11 protein-coding genes are annotated in these 17,552 nt (G+C 57.1%); 8 read left to right on the top strand and 3 right to left on the bottom strand.

What is annotated here, in order from left to right; translation table 11 throughout:
* Positions 1-4: 4 nt before the first annotated feature.
* A complete protein-coding gene (locus ACB496_RS21260) occupies positions 5-997 on the top strand; it encodes a glycosyl hydrolase family 8 (protein ID WP_371975266.1) in 993 nt (330 codons plus the stop codon).
* 67 nt (positions 998-1,064) lie between these two features.
* Here ACB496_RS21260 and bcsG read toward each other — a convergent pair whose 3' ends face one another.
* From bcsG to bcsE, 3 genes are read right to left on the bottom strand one after another with little or no spacing between them, the layout of a single operon-like run.
* Positions 1,065-2,744 carry a cellulose biosynthesis protein BcsG gene (gene bcsG, locus ACB496_RS21255; RefSeq protein ID WP_102105269.1) on the bottom strand — a complete coding sequence of 560 codons (1,680 nt, stop codon included), beginning with the start codon at positions 2,742-2,744 and terminating at the stop codon, positions 1,065-1,067.
* Positions 2,737-2,931 (bottom strand): cellulose biosynthesis protein BcsF, encoded by a 195-nt coding sequence (gene bcsF / locus ACB496_RS21250; protein WP_100778486.1) that lies wholly within the window; start codon positions 2,929-2,931, stop codon positions 2,737-2,739. Before bcsF ends, bcsG begins: the two co-directional genes overlap by 8 nt.
* A complete protein-coding gene (gene bcsE / locus ACB496_RS21245) occupies positions 2,928-4,490 on the bottom strand; it encodes a cellulose biosynthesis c-di-GMP-binding protein BcsE (protein ID WP_102105270.1) in 1,563 nt (520 codons plus the stop codon). Before bcsE ends, bcsF begins: the two co-directional genes overlap by 4 nt.
* A gap of 178 nt (positions 4,491-4,668) precedes the next feature.
* Here bcsE and bcsR point away from each other — a divergent pair, with 178 nt between their 5' ends.
* From bcsR to hmsP, 7 genes are all read left to right on the top strand, one after another.
* Positions 4,669-4,857, top strand: a complete 189-nt coding sequence (gene bcsR / locus ACB496_RS21240; protein WP_100778488.1) for a cellulose biosynthesis protein BcsR — start codon at positions 4,669-4,671, stop codon at positions 4,855-4,857.
* Between the two features lie 11 nt (positions 4,858-4,868).
* The gene (bcsQ, locus tag ACB496_RS21235; protein WP_100778489.1) at positions 4,869-5,621 is read left to right on the top strand and encodes a cellulose biosynthesis protein BcsQ; all 753 of its coding nucleotides are present in this window, start codon (positions 4,869-4,871) and stop codon (positions 5,619-5,621) included.
* Positions 5,618-8,236 carry a UDP-forming cellulose synthase catalytic subunit gene (gene bcsA, locus ACB496_RS21230; RefSeq protein ID WP_371973680.1) on the top strand — a complete coding sequence of 873 codons (2,619 nt, stop codon included), beginning with the start codon at positions 5,618-5,620 and terminating at the stop codon, positions 8,234-8,236. The genes bcsQ and bcsA overlap by 4 nt, the downstream gene beginning before the upstream one ends.
* Positions 8,237-8,246: 10 nt before the next feature.
* Entirely contained in the window at positions 8,247-10,679 is a 2,433-nt protein-coding gene (gene bcsB / locus ACB496_RS21225; protein ID WP_100778491.1) for a cellulose biosynthesis cyclic di-GMP-binding regulatory protein BcsB, read from the top strand.
* Between the two features lie 6 nt (positions 10,680-10,685).
* Entirely contained in the window at positions 10,686-11,792 is a 1,107-nt protein-coding gene (gene bcsZ, locus ACB496_RS21220; protein ID WP_248860316.1) for a cellulose synthase complex periplasmic endoglucanase BcsZ, read from the top strand.
* Positions 11,774-15,271 carry a cellulose synthase complex outer membrane protein BcsC gene (gene bcsC / locus ACB496_RS21215; RefSeq protein ID WP_371973678.1) on the top strand — a complete coding sequence of 1,166 codons (3,498 nt, stop codon included), beginning with the start codon at positions 11,774-11,776 and terminating at the stop codon, positions 15,269-15,271. The genes bcsZ and bcsC overlap by 19 nt, the downstream gene beginning before the upstream one ends.
* Positions 15,272-15,390: 119 nt before the next feature.
* Positions 15,391-17,397: a biofilm formation regulator HmsP gene (gene hmsP, locus ACB496_RS21210; RefSeq protein WP_371973676.1), complete on the top strand. Its 2,007-nt coding sequence runs from the start codon at positions 15,391-15,393 to the stop codon at positions 17,395-17,397.
* Positions 17,398-17,552 lie beyond the last annotated feature (155 nt).

Below are 17,552 nucleotides of genomic sequence, written 5' to 3'. Positions count from 1 at the left end.
AATGATGAGAAAGCCTGCATGCGCCGCACTGGCGGTCATGATGAGTCTCTGTTTTTCGCCTTTTTCTCAGGCCGGTCAGGCCTGGGAGAGCTATAAAGCGCGCTTTTTAATGCCGGATGGCCGCATTGTCGATACCGGAAATGGCAACGTTTCCCATACGGAAGGGCAAGGTTTCGCCATGCTGATGGCGGTGGCGAGCGACGACAAAGCGGCGTTTGATAAGCTTTGGCAGTGGACCGACAGGACTCTAAAAAATAAAGAGAACGGCCTGTTTTACTGGCGCTACAACCCCGTCGAGCCGGACCCGATCACCGACAAAAACGACGCCACCGATGGCGATACGATGATCGCCTGGGCGTTGTTAAAAGCCGACGCCCGCTGGCATGACAAAGGCTACAGCACCGCCTCGGATGCCATTACCAAAGCGCTGGTGGCCCACACGGTGATTCGCTACGCGGGCCAGCGCGTGATGTTGCCGGGCGCGCAGGGGTTTAACCTCAACAGCGAAGTGATCCTCAATCCGTCGTACTTTATCTTCCCCGCCTGGCAGGCGTTCGCTGACCGCAGCCATTTGCAGGTGTGGCGCGAGCTGATCAAAGACGGGCAAACGCTGCTCGGGAAAATGGGAAGCGGTAAGGCCAATCTGCCGACCGACTGGGTGTCTCTGGCCGCAGACGGCACGCTGACGCCCGCGAAAGCGTGGCCACCGCGCATGAGCTACGATGCGATCCGCATCCCGCTGTATGTGCACTGGTTTAATCCACAAAGCCCGCAGCTCACGCCGTGGCGCAGCTGGTTAGGTCAGTTCAGTCGCGAGCAAACCCCGGCCTGGGTCAATGTCACGACCAACGACTATGCGCCGTACATGATGGAAGGTGGCCTGCTGGCGGTAAGGGATTTAACGATGGGGCAGGCGATGAGTGAGCCGGAGATTACGGCGAAGGATGACTATTACTCGGCGAGCCTGAAGATGCTGGTGTGGGTGGCGGGACAGTAGAACGGATCTCCCCACCCCGGCGGCTCTCCTGTGTGGAGAGTCGTCAGGGTAGGGGAGTTACTGAACCTTACTGCGGGTATGGCACCCAATCACCACCGTTCAACCGTACATACGGCTTATTCTGGTACTGAATCACTACCGCATTCGCGTTCTCAGACACTTCCGCCGTCTGCGGCAGACCGCTGGTGAGCTGATTCCAGTTCACGCTGTCTTCCACAAACAACTTCCCGTCTACCGCACGCGCAACCAGCTCGGAAATTGCCAGATAGCTGCTCGGCTGGGTGATTTCGATTGGCGCACCCTGATGCGGTGCTTTCATGCCGAAGAACTTAATCCCGGCGGGCACGTTGGTGATGGACGGGCTTGGGATATCGCGCAAGCCTGAGACCTGCATTCTGTCGCCTTTCAGCGCGCCACCGTGCTCTGGCACCACAACCACCATCACCCGACGGCCTGATTTTTCCAGTTCGGTAAAGAACGCATCCAGCTCATCGAAGAACTTCTGCGCACGAACTTTGTAATCCGCCGTTTTGCTCACGCCAGGATAGTGGTTACCGTCGTGCAGCGGTAGGGTGTTGTAGAAGGTCGCGCTACGGGTGTTTTCCTCTTTCCCGACCGTTTGCAGCCAGCGTTGCAGCGTGGCGGTGTCGTCATACACCGGTGAACCGTCAAAGCCCAGCAGTGGCACCGGCAGACCGGTTTGGTCCATCAGCGGCGCATGCATCCCGCCGTTCTCGCGCACTTCTTTCAGGAAGCCGCCAAAGATACCGTTATGGCCGAGCATCAGGTGCTGGGTAAAGCCCAGTTTTTCGAGGTTATCGAACAGGTAGCACTGATTGCCCGCAGGCTGATACAGATTTTTATGCGACGGCTGACCGCAGCTGGCGCGCAGCAGACGAATCGCCGCCGGGCCGCTGTACGAGGTGGCCGAGTTAAAATCTTTGAACTGAATATCGAAATGCGACCACAGCGGGTGCGACGACAGACCTGCAGCCTCCACATCGGCCCAGGAGAGGGAACAGATGTTGATCACCAGCAGTTCAAACGGCTGCGCATCGGCAGGCAGTGACGCCGGGAATTTCGTCTGACGCTTGGCTTCCGCGTTATAGAAGCTGGACAGCCAGGCGTTAAGGTTGGTGGAGGTCGGTGGCGCGGTTTGCGCCGGGATATCCCCGATCACGGCCGTATCTCCGGCGGTGGCAACTGTCGGCGCGGCGCTGCCGCCCGTGGTAGTCACGGTTTCTGTTGGCTGACCGGCTGGCCACAGGGAGATGCTCGGGCCTGCCAGCGTCAGGACGTTCAGCCAGATCATAATCGCCACCACGAACACCGTGATGCGGATCCATTGGGAGAGGAACAGCCATGCAATCAGCATCACAAAAATGGCGCCAATCATCTGCCAGTTGATAAAACGTTCGGTCAGATCGAGAAGGTAATCGCTGCTAAAGCCCGCCACCTGCGAGCCCTGGCTCATGATGCTATCCGGGCCTGGAAGCCAGGTATCATGCCAGAACAGCCCGAAACCAATCGGTATCGCTACCCAGTGGCGCAGGCGGTGCAGCTTCAGGTTCGGAATGGGCATCAGCAAAAATGCCATAAACACCAGGTTAAGCAGCGGATGGAAATTCAAATAGCCCGCCCAGAGCAGGCCGAATTTCACCAGAAAATAGAAGTTCCAGCCGGACAGGCCGCGCCAGTATTGCCAAAGCGGCGAAGGTGCCGAAGCAGTATAGGTAGAATTAGTCATGTTTTCGGTTTGCCTTGACGTGTGAAGCCCGTTTCAGTGTTCCAGCTGGTTTTACATAGCGAGGTTTTGCAAACAGCAGTCTTACCGTATCGCGGGTACGGCGTAATGAATGGCGCGCATAGTAGCCAAGTGGGAAGAAGATGATCGCGCACAGGATCACGAGCTGAATAATGTCAGTGTTGTTCATGATGATGCTCTCTCCTCTGCATCACTCAGCAAACGCAGCGGCTCAGGGACGCGACGCCAAACGTGTCCGTCGTGGGTGGCGTTCAGCACCGGTTTGCTGTCGCTCGCGACCAGCAGCGGTTTGCCCCATTGTTCCGGCTGCAGCTGTTTCATCTGCACAATTTCGGCGCTGATCAAATTGTCCTCAAACCAGACCATGCGGTTGGAGAAGATATCTCCGGTTGGCAGCGGGAAAATGTGGTTAAGGGCGGTATCCAGGTCGTTGATGCGACAGAAGGATAAAAACAGCACCAGGCGGTTATCGCCGATGGTCATGATATCCCCGGTACGGTTCGGGCGGCACAACGTCAGCGCCTGCTCGATACGGATACCCGGAACCGGACGCAGCGCGACCATCACCCCTTTACCGTCTGCCGGCAGCAGCGTGTTGCTCATCATGTTGCTCACCGCGTCGCAGAACGTATCCCATTTCTGGTAGCCGCGCAGCTTCATCGGCTGGGTCATGGAGAGCAGCGTTGAGATCTCTTCCGGGACGTGGCGATTAAACTGCTGACCCTGGAGGCTTTCAATGAGCGTCAGGCAGCGAGAAAGCGGGGCGTTCCACGGGATCACCATGTTTGCGCCGCAGCCGAGCAGCAGGCGCTCGTCGGTGGCGCGCAGGCTGGTGTTGTTCTCACGGACCACGATTTTCAGTGCGCTGCCGCGCTGGCGGCGCAGGGTGTGGATCTGTCGGGCTATCGACTCAATCTGGTTATTCTGCGTCAGCGAAAAGACAATCGTCGCGGCCTGCGTGGTGCGGGCTTCATTAAACAGCGATTCGTTGGTTTCGAACAAAGACCAATATTCAGAGAGGGCAGGGGCGCCTTCTAATACAGCGATGTGGCTCAGAATGCGTTTTTCATCGTTTCGTGGCTGAACGACGGTTTCTTCCTGCTGGGCGACATGCCACTCGCCAGCAATATGCTTCAGCGTCAGCTGTTGTCGGGCGCTCACCCCTTTTTCATTGCACCAGAACGCAATATCGTAAAGATGGCTGTCGGCCTGATGGCGCGTACTGGCCAAACCAAACAGGGAACGATATTCACTCATTAAAAATGAGAACTGCTTATCATTATTACTACCAGGACTGATCACCAGCAGCGTGCAATTTTGATCGCGCACCCATTTATTGATTTTTTCCAGCCAGACTCGCAATTTTTCTGTGGGTATATTTTGCCAGGTATTGTTCGCGCATTTAAGCACCAGTAAATAATGATGAGGATCGATGCTGCATTGAATGTCGCGGGGCAAAAAGTATAGACCATCTTCCTGGTTTGGCATGGAAAACAGACGCACTTTATCCGGCCCCTGTTCATTACTCAGGCTGATGATATCTTTGGGGTCCTCGCCCATGGTCACCACAGCAACGTGGGCACTTTTCTCTTGCGCTGCAATTGTTTGATTCACAAGACTAATAGCGTCTTCATTGCGGTCCGTACTGATCCACCAGACTCCGCCGGCTGGCATGTGGCGCAATTCATCCCATAATGACTGGATACCAACTGAAAATATGGGGTTCACGGTGTCCCTCTTCGCGACTAATTTACCTGTATCTCAGTTTACTAGCGAAAGCTCAGAAATAAACCTAACATTGAAATTAAAGACCATCAGATTTAGCATATGAATGAATTTTCGCAGGCAGGAAGCCGTGCAACTACCTCTGTTGTTCGTTGAGAATTAATAAAGGAATGAAACTAAAATGCATAATAACGAACCAACAACGCCGGTTGATTCTGGCCTTGGGTACACATTCCAAAATGATTTTTTGGCGTTAAGCCAGGCTTTCTCATTGCCTGAAATAGACTACACCGATATTTCACAGCGAGAACAGCTGGCTGCGGCGATTAAACGCTGGCCATTATTAGCTGAATTTGCCCGTCAACAATAAGGGAGCCATTGATGGCCATACTTGGATTACAGGGCATTCGTGGCGGTGTTGGCACGACGTCAATAACAGCAGCGCTGGGATGGTCATTACAGATATTAGGCGAATCGGTACTGGTAATTGATGCCTGTCCCGATAATTTGCTGCGGATGTCTTTTAACGTTGACTTTGACACTTCTGATGGCTGGGCGCGGGCGTTGCTCGACGGTCGCGACTGGCGAGACACCGCACAACGTTACACGTCGCAGCTCGATATCCTGCCGTTCGGCCAGCTGACCGCCAGCGAAAAAGAGTCCATTTACACCCGCTATGGCACGCTGGGTTATTTTGCCGATGCATTGCAGCTGTTACAGGAAAAAAGCCACTACCAGTGGATTTTGCTCGATCTCCCAAGCGGCTTCTCACCGCTCACCCGCCAGTTAATCGAACACTGCGATCACACGCTGACGATTGTGAACGCGGATGCCAACTGCCATGTTCGCCTGCATCAGCAGGTGCTCCCGAACGGAGCGCATATTCTGATCAACGATTTACGTCTGAACAGCCAAATTCAGGACGATCTCTACCAGGTCTGGCTGCAAAGCCAGCGTCGTCTGCTGCCGATGGTCATTCATCGCGACGAAGCCATCGCCGAGTGCATGGCATCCAAACAGCCGCTCGGCGAATACCGTAGCGATTCTCTGGCGGCGGAAGAGATCCTCACTCTGGCGAACTGGTGCCTGTTGCACTATACCGGACGCCCGGAGCCTGCCGGGAGAGGCCTATGAGCCGGCTGTCCAATGCGCTCCTCATCCGGCCCGTTAGCGCGCGCTTAAGCGAGCGCTACCGGAACTATCGCCGTCACGGTGCGTCTGCCTTTAGCGCTGCGCTGGGCTGCTTCTGGGTGATTTTGGCCTGGATGTTTATCCCACTCGAACATCCGCGCTGGCAGCGGATTCGCGCGCGCCATCGCGAGCTTTACCCACATCTCGATCCTGACCGCCCGCGCCCTCTCGATCCGGCGCGCTACGCGATTCAGGCGTTATGGCTTATCGTCAGTCAGGCGAAACGCGAAAAAACTGAACCGCGCTGGCGCACGTACAGTCGCTTTAAGAACGTGCGCGGGCGTTACCATCAGTGGCTGGAAACACTGCCTGAGCGCTTCAGCGACCAGACCAGCCATCTCGATTCACATAAAGAGCTGGGGCATCTGCATCCCGGCTTGCGGCGTTTTATTCTCGGGGTGATCGTCGTTTTCTCGCTCATTCTGGCGCTGCTCTGTATCACTCAGCCGTTTAATCCGCTGGCGCAGTTTATCTTCCTGATTCTGCTGTGGGGCGTGGCCCTGCTGGTGCGGCGTATTCCAGGGCGCTTCTCGGCGCTGATGCTGATTGTGCTCTCCCTGACCGTCTCCTGCCGCTACATCTGGTGGCGCTATACCTCGACGCTGAACTGGGATGACCCGGTGAGCCTGACCTGCGGTTTGGTCCTGCTGTTCGCGGAAACTTACGCGTGGGTGGTGCTGGTGCTGGGGTATTTCCAGGTGGTCTGGCCGCTGAATCGCCAGCCGGTTCCGCTGCCGAAAGACACCGCCCAGTGGCCGACGGTGGATATTTTCGTTCCGACCTATAACGAAGATCTGAACGTGGTGAAAAACACCATTTACGCCTCTCTCGGTATCGACTGGCCGAAAGACAAGCTCACTATCTGGATTCTGGACGACGGCGGACGCGAAGAGTTTCGCCAGTTCGCCGACAGCGTGGAGGTGAAATACATCGCCCGTACTACCCACGAGCACGCCAAAGCCGGGAACATCAACAACGCGCTGAAGTATGCCACGGGCGAATTTGTGTCGATTTTTGACTGCGACCACGTCCCGACGCGCTCGTTCCTGCAGATGACCATGGGCTGGTTCCTGAAAGAGAAACAGCTGGCGATGATGCAGACGCCGCACCACTTCTTCTCGCCGGACCCGTTCGAGCGCAACCTCGGGCGTTTTCGCAAAACGCCTAACGAAGGCACGCTGTTCTACGGGCTGGTGCAGGACGGGAACGACATGTGGGATGCCACCTTCTTCTGCGGCTCTTGTGCGGTGATTCGCCGTAAACCGCTGGATGAAATTGGCGGTATCGCCGTCGAAACCGTCACCGAAGATGCGCACACCTCTCTGCGCTTGCACCGTCGCGGCTACACCTCGGCGTACATGCGTATTCCGCAGGCGGCGGGGCTGGCGACGGAATCGTTATCCGCCCACATTGGCCAGCGTATTCGCTGGGCGCGCGGGATGGTGCAGATTTTCCGTCTCGATAACCCGCTGACGGGTAAAGGGCTGAAGCTCGCGCAGCGTCTCTGCTACGTCAACGCCATGTTCCACTTCTTGTCCGGTATCCCACGGCTGATCTTCCTGACGGCACCGCTGGCCTTCCTGCTGCTGCACGCGTACATCATCTTTGCCCCGGCGCTGATGATTGCCCTGTTCGTTCTGCCGCACATGATCCACGCCAGCCTGACTAACTCGAAAATTCAAGGGAAATACCGCCATTCGTTCTGGAGTGAAATCTACGAAACGGTGCTGGCCTGGTACATCGCACCGCCAACGCTGGTGGCGCTGATTAACCCGCATAAAGGCAAATTCAACGTCACCGCGAAAGGCGGGCTGGTGGAGGAGGAGTACGTCGACTGGGTGATCTCCCGCCCGTACATTTTCCTCGTCCTGCTGAATATCTTCGGCGTGATGGTGGGGATCTGGCGCTACTTCTACGGCCCGGAAAACGAAGTGCTGACGGTCTTCGTCAGCCTCGCATGGGTCTTCTACAACCTGATCATTCTCGGCGGCGCGGTGGCGGTATCGGTGGAGAGCAAACAGGTTCGTCGCTCCCATCGCGTCGAAATCTCCATGCCTGCGGCGATTGCCCGTGAAGATGGCCATCTCTTCTCCTGTACCGTCCACGACTTCTCCGACGGGGGGTTAGGCATCAAGATTAACGGCCAGGCGAAAGTGCTCGAGGGGCAGAAGGTGAAATTGCTGCTCAAGCGTGGCCAGCAGGAGTACGTATTCCCGACGCAGGTTGTGCGTGTGTTGGGCAATGAAGTCGGGCTGCAGCTGATGCCGCTCACCAAGAAGCAACATATTGATTTTGTTCAGTGTACATTTGCCCGCGCGGATACGTGGGCACTCTGGCAGGATAGCTTCCCGGAAGATAAACCGCTGGAAAGTCTGCTGGATATTCTGAAGTTGGGGTTCCGTGGTTATCGCCACCTTGCAGAATTCGCTCCGCCGTCAGTGAAAATAATTTTCCGTTCACTTACCTCGCTGGTTTCCTGGGTGGTGTCGTTTATCCCTCGTCGCCCTGAGCGGGATGAGGCGAAACAACAACCGGACCCGGTTATGGCTCAACAATGATGATAACGCGATGAAAAGAAAACTTTCCTGGATATGTGCTGTGGCGGTTGGGATGAGTTCGCTGCCCGCAATGATGGCTCAGGCGGCGCCTGAAAATTCGACGCAAACCCCTGCGCCGACGGTGCCTGTCGTGGCGCAAGCGACGGATCCGGTGGTTACCGCAGCACCTGGGCAAACCGAAAACGTGGTGCCTAATCAGCCAACGGAGGGGAACACCCTGCCGGGAACGCCGACGGGCGCGCAGGCGGTTGGCCAGGTGATGCCGGGCGTGAACGGTGCGAATGCGCCTATCGTTGCGGATAACGTTCCGTCGCGTGACGTGAAGCTGACGTTTGCGCAGATTGCGCCGCCTCCGGGCAGCATGATCCTGCGCGGGATCAACCCGAACGGTGGCGTTGAGTTTGGCATACGCAGCGATGAAGTGGTCTCCAGCGCGCTGCTGAATCTGGAATACACCCCATCGCCGTCCCTGCTGCCGGTTCAGTCCCAGCTGAAGGTCTATCTCAATGACGAGCTGATGGGCGTACTGCCGGTCACCAAAGAACAGCTGGGCAAGAAAACCCTGGCGCAGGTGCCGATCAACCCGCTGTTTATCACCGACTTTAACCGCGTGCGCCTCGAGTTTGTCGGCCACTATCGCGACGTCTGCGAAAACCCGGCCAGCAGCACCCTGTGGATGGACGTCGGTCGTAACTCCTCCCTGAACATGACTTACCAGACGCTGGCGGTCAAAAATGACCTTTCCGCGTTCCCGATTCCGTTCTTTGATCCACGCGATAACCGCGAGCTGAACTTGCCGGTGGTGTTTGCCGGTTCACCGGACGTGGCGCAACAGCAGGCGGCGACCATCGTCACCTCGTGGTTTGGCTCCCGCTCTGGCTGGCGCGGGCAGAGCTTCCCGGTACTGTTCGACAAGCTGCCGGAAAGAAACGCTATCGTGTTTGCCACCAACGACAAACGCCCGGCGTTCCTCCGCGATCACCCTGAGGTGAAAGGCCCGACCGTCGAAATGATGAATCATCCGGATAAACCGTATGTGAAGTTGTTAGTGGTCTTCGGTCGCGATGATAAAGACCTGGTCCAGGCGGCGAAAGGCATTGCCCAGGGGAACGTGCTGTTCCGTGGCAATAGCGTCGCCATTGGCGACGTGAAACCGCTGCTGGCGCGTAAACCTTACGATGCGCCAAACTGGATCCGCACCGATCGCGCAGTGACCTTCGGCGAACTGAAAACCTATGAAGAGCAGCTCCAGTCTACCGGGCTTGAGCCATCTGCGATTAACGTCTCCCTGAACCTGCCGCCGGATCTCTATCTCCTGCGCAGCAACGGGATCGATATCAATCTGAACTATCGCTATACCGCGCCGCCAACCAAAGACAGCTCGCGCATGGATATCAGCCTGAACAACCAGTTCCTGCAATCCTTCCCGCTGACCAGCAGCCAGGACACCAACAAGCTGTTGCTGCGTCTGCCGGTACTTCAGGGTCTGCTTGACGGCAAAACAGACGTCTCCATTCCGGCGCTGAAACTCGGGGCGGTGAACCAGTTGCGCTTTGATTTCCAGTACATGAACCCAATGCCTGGCGGCTCGGTGGATAACTGCATCACCTTCCAGCCGGTCGCGAATCATGTGGTCATCGGCGATGACTCCACCATCGACTTCTCGAAGTATTATCACTTTATCGCCCTGCCGGATCTGCGCGCGTTTGCTAACGCCAGCTTCCCGTTCAGCCGCATGGCCGACCTCTCTGAAACCATCGTTGTGATGCCAAAAACACCTAACGAAGGCCAGGTGGCGACGCTGCTCGATGCGATGGCGTCCGTCGGCGCGCAAACCGGTTTACCGGCGCTGAACGTCACGTTGACGGATGATGGCAGCCAGATTCAGGGTAAAGACGCCGATATCATGCTCATTGGCACCATCCCGGATAAGCTGAAAGACGATAAACGTATCGACCTGCTGGTCCATGCGACCGAGTCCTGGGTGAACACACCGCTGCGCCAGACCTCCTTCCCGAGCATCATGCCGGATATGGCCGACCGCGAAGCGAGCGCTCAGACCAACATCAGCTCCCAGGGACCGATGGCAGCGATTGTCGGCTTCCAGTCTCCTTACAACGATCAGCGCAGCGTCATCGCCCTGCTGGCAGACAGCCCGCGCGGGTATGAGCTGCTGAATGGCGCGATGAATGACAGCGGTAAGCGCGCCGCGATGTTTGGTTCGGTCGCGGTGATCCGTGAGTCCGGCGTGAACAGCCTGCGCGTGGGTGACGTCTACTACGTCGGCCATCTGCCGTGGTTCGAGCGTATGTGGTATGCCCTGGCAAACCATCCGGTGCTGCTGGCAGTCTTCGCGGCGATAAGCGTCGTGCTGCTCGCGTGGGTGATGTGGCGTCTGCTGCGTATTATCAGCCGTCGTCGCCTGCATTCGGATCGTGAGTAACCGGTGATGAAAGGGTTTCGCTGGTGCGTAATGGCTATGGTGGTAATGGCGGCGGTGAACGTTCGCGCCGCCTGCACCTGGCCTGCATGGGAGCAGTTTAAAAAGGACTATATCAGCGAAGGCGGGCGCGTCATTGATCCCAGTGACGCGCGCAAAATCAGTACGTCGGAAGGGCAAAGCTACGCGCTGTTTTTTGCCCTCGCGGCGAACGATCGTCAGACCTTTGATCGCCTGCTCGGCTGGACGCGCGACAACCTCGCGCAGGGCGATTTGAGCCAGCATCTTCCCGCCTGGCTGTGGGGAATGAAAGAGAAAGACGCCTGGGCGGTGATCGACAGCAATTCAGCGTCGGATGCCGATATCTGGATTGCCTGGTCGCTGCTGGAGGCGGGGCGTCTGTGGAAAGCGCCAGAGTACACCGCCACCGGGAAAGCGCTGCTCAAGCGCATCGCCAGTGAAGAGGTGGTAAAAGTGCCGGGCCTGGGGCTGATGCTGCTGCCTGGCAAAGTCGGCTTTGCCGAAGAGAAATCCTGGCGCTTTAACCCAAGCTATCTCCCGCCGCAGCTGGCGAACTATTTCACCCGCTTTGGCGCACCCTGGACTACGCTTCGTGAAACCAATTTGCGCCTGCTGCTGGAAACCGCGCCAAAAGGGTTCTCACCGGACTGGGTGCAATATCAAAAAAATAAGGGCTGGCAACTGAAGCCAGAAAAAACGTTTATCGGCAGTTACGATGCGATTCGCGTCTATCTCTGGGCAGGCATGTTGCACGACCGGGACCCGCAGAAAGCACGACTGCTGGCGCGTTTTAAACCCATGGCGACGCTAACAACAAAAAAAGGCGTACCCCCTGAGAAAGTCGATGTCGCCAGCGGTAAAACCACGGGGAATGGCCCGGTTGGTTTCTCCGCCTCACTGCTGCCGTTTTTACAAAACCGCGATGCACAAGCGGTACAACGTCAGCGTGTCGCCGACCATTTTCCCGGTAACGATGCCTATTACAGCTACGTACTGACCCTGTTTGGACAAGGATGGGATCAGCACCGTTTTCGTTTCACCGCAAAGGGTGAATTACACCCTGACTGGGGCCAGGAATGCGCAAGTTCTCATTAAGTTTACTCAGTTTATCCCTTGGATTGACGCTGATGCCGCTGGCGCAGGCCGCCAATTCTCCGCAGCAGCAACAGCTGCTGGAACAGGTGCGCCTGGGCGAATCGACCAACCGCGAGGATTTGGTTCGCCAGTCGTTGTATCGTCTTGAACTGATCGATCCCAACAATCCGGATGTCGTCGCCGCGCGTTTCCGCTATTTGCTGCGTCAGGGTGATAACGCCGGGGCGCAAAAAGAGTTAGACCGTCTCAAAGGGCTTGCGCCCAGCTCCAGCGCCTATAAAGCGTCGCGCAATGCGATGCTGCTCTCGACCCCAGAAGGACGTCAGGATCTGCAGCAGGCGCGCCTGCTGGCCACAACGGGCCATACCCAGGAAGCGATTGCCGCCTACGATAAAATCTTCGCTGGCGATCCACCGAACGACGTTCTGGCGGCGGAATACTGGACCGTGGTGGCTAAAAATCCTGCCCGCAGCAACGAGGCTATTAATCAGCTTAAAAAAATTAACCTCAGCAGCCCTGGCAACACTGAGCTGCAGAACTCGTTATCCCAGCTGTTATTCAAAAACGGCCGTCGTGATGAGGGCTTTGCCGTTCTCAGGCAGATGGCGAGATCGAACGCCGGGCGCGATGCGGCCTCTGATATCTGGTATCAGCAGATCAAAGACCTGCCGGTCAGCGCCGGCAGCGTAAAAGCACTCCAGGATTATCTGCAGGTGTTCAGTGCGGGCGATAACGTTACCGCCGCCCGCTCGCAGCTGGAAGCCCAGCAAAAACAGCTGGCCGATCCAGCGTTCCGCGCCAAAGCCGAAGGGCTGGCCGCCGTGGAGGCAGGACAGGGCAATAAAGCGGTATCTGACCTGCAGCAGGCGGTAAACGCCAATCACACCGACAGCGAAGCCGTAGGCGCGCTGGGCCAGGCCTACTCCCAGCGCGGCGATCGTGCCCGCGCCGTTGCACAGTTGGAAAAAGCCATTGCCCTCGATCCACAGAGTGATAACCGGGGGAAATGGGACAGTCTGCTGAAAGTGAACCGTTACTGGCTGCTGATCCAGCAGGGCGATGCCGCGCTGAAAGCCAGCAATGTCGCGCAGGCAGAACGTTATTACCAGCAGGCGCGCACTATCGATAACACCGACAGCTACGCGGTGCTTGGGCTGGGTGATGCCGCCGTAGCGCGCAAAGACAACGCCGCCGCCGAGCGTTTCTACCGCCAGGCCCTGCGGATGGACAGCGGCAACAGCAACGCGGTGCGCGGGCTGGCGAATATCTACCGTGCGGAATCGCCGGAAAAAGCCGACCAGTTTATCCGTTCGCTCTCTGCCAGCCAGCGTCGCAGTATCGACGATATCGAACGCAGCCTGACCAACGACAGATTATCTCAGCAGGCAGAACAGCTGGAAAACGAGGGTAAATTTGCACAGGCAGCGGAAATTCAGCGCCGCCGTCTGGCGCTCTCGCCGGGTGATGTGTGGATTACCTATCGCCTGTCGCGCGATCTCTACAGTGCCGGACAGCACAGCCAGGCGGATACGCTTATGCGCCAGCTGGCCAGCCAAAAACCGGCCGATCCGGAGCAGGTGTATGCCTACGGCTTATATCTTTCGGGTAACAATCAGGATCGCGCGGCCCTTGCGCACCTGAATACTCTGCCGCGCGCGCAGTGGAGCGGCAACATTCAGGAACTGGCTAACCGCCTGCAAAGCGATCAGGTGCTGGAAACCGCCAATCGCCTGCGTGAAAGCGGCCAGGAGCGGGAAGCCGAAACGCTGCTGCGCCAGCAGCCTGCCTCCTCACGTATCGATTTAACGCTGGCCGACTGGGCACAGCAGCGCGGGGATAACACGTCGGCCATTGCGGCCTACAACACTGTCCTGCAGCGCGAACCGCAAAATGTTGACGCCCTGCTCGGCCTGACGGAAGTCTATATCGCGCAAGGCAATAAAGACGCCGCCCGCGCTGAGCTTGCCAAACTGCCTGCCGGGCAGAATGGTGAGGCGCCGTCGATCAACACGCAGCGTCGTATCGCGCGGGTGCAGGCCGATCTCGGTGATACGACTGCCGCACAGCAGACCTACAGCAAAATTATTCCGCAGGCCAAATCGCAGCCGCCGTCGATGGAAAGCGCGCTGGTGCTGCGCGACGCGGCTAACTTCCAGGCTCAAAGCGGCCAGCCGCAGCAGGCGCTGGAAACCTACAAAGATGCAATGGTGGCCTCCGGCGTCACCCCGTCGCGCCCTGAAGATAACGACAGCTTCACCCGTCTGACGCGCAATGACGAAAAAGACGACTGGCTGAAACGTGGCGTGCGCAGCGATGCGGCGGATCTCTATAAGCAGCAGGATGTGAACGTCACGCTGCAGCACGACTACTGGGGTTCCAGCGGTACGGGCGGGTATTCCGACTTGAAAGCGCACACCACCATGCTGCACGTGGATGCGCCGCTGTCGGACGGACGGATGTTCTTCCGAAGCGACATGGTGAACATGGACGCAGGTTCCTTCGATACCAACGGCGGCACCTACGACCCGAAATGGGGTACCTGTTACGAGACGCCGTGTAGCGGCAACACCAGCCAGAAACAAAACGGCGCCAGCGTGGCCGTTGGCTGGCAGAACAAAACCTGGGAGATGGACATCGGCACCACGCCGATGGGCTTTGACGTCGTCGATGTGGTCGGCGGCCTGAGTTACAGCAACGATCTCGGCCCGATCGGTTACACCCTGAATGCCCATCGTCGCCCGATCTCCAGCTCACTGCTGGCTTTCGCCGGACAAAAAGACCCGAACACGGGAACCACCTGGGGCGGCGTGCGCGCAACCGGCGGTGGCGTCAGCGTCAGTTACGACAAAGGCGAAGCGAACGGCGTCTGGTCAAGCCTGAATATGGACGCTTTGCAGGGCAAAAACGTCGAGGATAACTGGCGTATTCGCTGGATGACCGGCTATTACTATAAGCTTATCAACGACAACAACGAGCGTCTGACGGTGGGCGTGTCGAATATGCTCTGGCATTACGACAAAGATTTGAGTGCCTATTCTCTGGGACAGGGCGGCTACTACAGCCCGCAGGAGTATGTCTCCTTCGCGCTGCCGGTCACCTGGCGTAAACGCACCGAAAACTGGTCATGGGAGCTGGGCGGGTCGGTCTCCTGGTCGCATTCCAAAACCAAAGACGGGATGCGTTACCCGATTCAGGGACTGATTCCAGATAATCACTACGATATCGATGACAACCTGATGTATTCCGACAAAAAAGAGCCGGAAAATGGCAGCAGCTCGTCCGGTACCGGTTATACCGCGCGGGCGATTATCGAACGTCGCGTGACCTCAAACTGGTTTGTCGGTCTGGGCGTTGATATTCAGGAGGCGAAAGATTACACCCCGAGTCATGCGTTAATTTACGTGCGCTACTCGGCTGAGGGCTGGCAGGGCGATATGGACCTGCCTCCGCAACCGCTGATCCCTTACGCGGACTGGTAACCGGATTTATCTTTAATCCACCGCTTAGGCTCTCTTAAAATCGTCGCGATCGGGTATACTCTGCCGGGAATAGGGTAACACTTTGTTACCCTATGCTTCGGGTTTTGTGGAGAGTCAATTTGCGTGTCAGCCGTTCTTTAACTATCAAACAAATGGCGATGGTCTCAGCCGTCACTATGGTGTTTGTATTCGTCTTTTGCGTCATTTTGCTGTTTCATTCCGTACAGCAGAATCGCTACAACACGGCTTCGCAACTGGAAAGTATTGCCCGCTCGGTCCGTGAACCGCTTTCCGCCGCCATTCTCAAAGGGGATATCCCCGAAGCAGAAACCATCATCAAGCGCATTCAGCCTGCGGGGATCGTCAGCCGCGCGGATGTGGTATTGCCCAATCAATTCCAGGCGTTGCGGATGAGCTTTATTCCCGAACGTCCGGTGCCGATGATGATCATGCGGATGTTTGAGCTGCCGGTGCAGATTTCGCTCCCGCTCTATTCTCTCGAACGCCCTGCGAACCCGCAGCCGTTGGCTTATCTGGTGTTGCAGGCAGATGCCTATCGCATGCATAAGTTTGTCATGAGCTGGATCTCCACGTTAGTGACTACTTACTTACTTTTGACGCTGATCCTGACCGTGGCGCTCACCTGGTGCATCAACCGGCTGATCGTCCATCCGCTGCGTAAAATTGCCCGTGAGTTAGATAATCTCGCCCCGCAGGACCAGGTCGGACACCAGCTTGCCCTGCCGCGCCTGCACCACGACGATGAAATCGGCATGCTGGTGCGGAGCTACAACATCAATCAGCAGCGCCTGATGCGTCAGCATGATGAAATCAACAGTAACGCGACCCGCTTCCCGGTCTCGGATTTGCCGAATAAGGCGTTCCTGATGGCCCTGCTGGAGCAGACCGTTGCGCGCCAGCAGACCACCGCACTGATGGCCGTGGCCTGTGAAACCCTGCAGGACACGGCGGGCGTGCTGAAAGAGAGCCAGCGTGAAATGCTGCTCTTAACGCTGGTGGAGAAGATCAAATCGGTGCTGGCGCCGCGCATGGTGCTGACGCAGGTCAGCGGCTACGATTTTGTGATTCTGGCCCACGGTGTGAAAGAGCCGTGGCACGCCATCACATTAGGTCAGCAAGTGCTCACTGTCATTAATGAGCGGCTGCCCATCCAGGGGATTCAGCTGCGCCCAAGCGCTAGCATTGGCCTGGCGATGTATTATGGCGATCTGACGGCGGAACAACTCTATCGCCGCGCCTTCTCGGCGGCCTTTACCGCCCGTCGTAAAGGCAAAAATCAGATCCAGTTCTTCGAGCCAGAGCAGATGGAAAAGGCGCAGCAGCGCCTGACGGAAGAGAGCGATATCCTCACGGCGCTCGATAATCACCACTTTGCGATCTGGCTCCAGCCGCAGGTGAATCTGGCCACGGGCGAAGTCACCAGCGCGGAAGCGTTGCTGCGCGTCATGCAGCCCGATGGCTCCTGGGAGCTGCCAGAGGGGCTTATTGAGCGCATCGAATCCTGCGGCCTGATGGTGACGGTCGGCTACTGGGTGCTGGAAGAGTCATGCCGCCAGCTTTCGGCCTGGCAGGAGCGCGGTATCAACATGCCGCTGTCGGTGAATCTGTCGGCGCTACAGCTGATGCATCCGACGATGGTTTCGGAGATGCTGGAGCTGATCAACCGCTACCGCATCAAGCCGGACACCCTGATTCTGGAGGTGACGGAGAGCCGTCGCATCGACGATCCGAACGAAGCGGTGGCGATTCTGAAACCGCTGCGCAACGCCGGTATCCGCATTGCACTGGATGATTTCGGCATGGGTTACGCCGGTCTGCGTCAGCTCCAGCACATGAAAACGCTGCCGGTGGATGTCCTGAAGATCGATAAAACCTTCGTTGACGGCCTGCCGGACGACAGCAGCATGGTGGAAGCCATTATCCAGATGGCGCGCAGCCTGAATCTGCACGTCATTGCCGAAGGGGTCGAAACTGAAGCCCAGCGCGACTGGCTGGCGCAGGCGGGTGTCGAAAGTGGACAAGGTTTCCTGTTTGCCCGAGCCGTTCCGGCGGAAGAGTTCGAAAAACGCTACTTTACGGGCGACAATTCTTACGTAAATGTCTAACTTTGTTGCTGGCTTGTTCGAGTCAGCACACAGTTTTTAACATTCATGTTTCATATTTGATCTAAGTTCATTTCTGTCATGTTTTACGGGTGTTATTTTAAAGCCGCAGGAAAGTTGTACCCATAAGAATCCTGTGGTTTTTCTTTCCAAGGACA

The organism is Lelliottia nimipressuralis (assembly GCF_041464075.1).
Taxonomy (GTDB): Bacteria; Pseudomonadota; Gammaproteobacteria; order Enterobacterales; family Enterobacteriaceae; genus Enterobacter; species Enterobacter nimipressuralis.
This window is presented reverse-complemented; position numbering and strand designations above follow the sequence as displayed.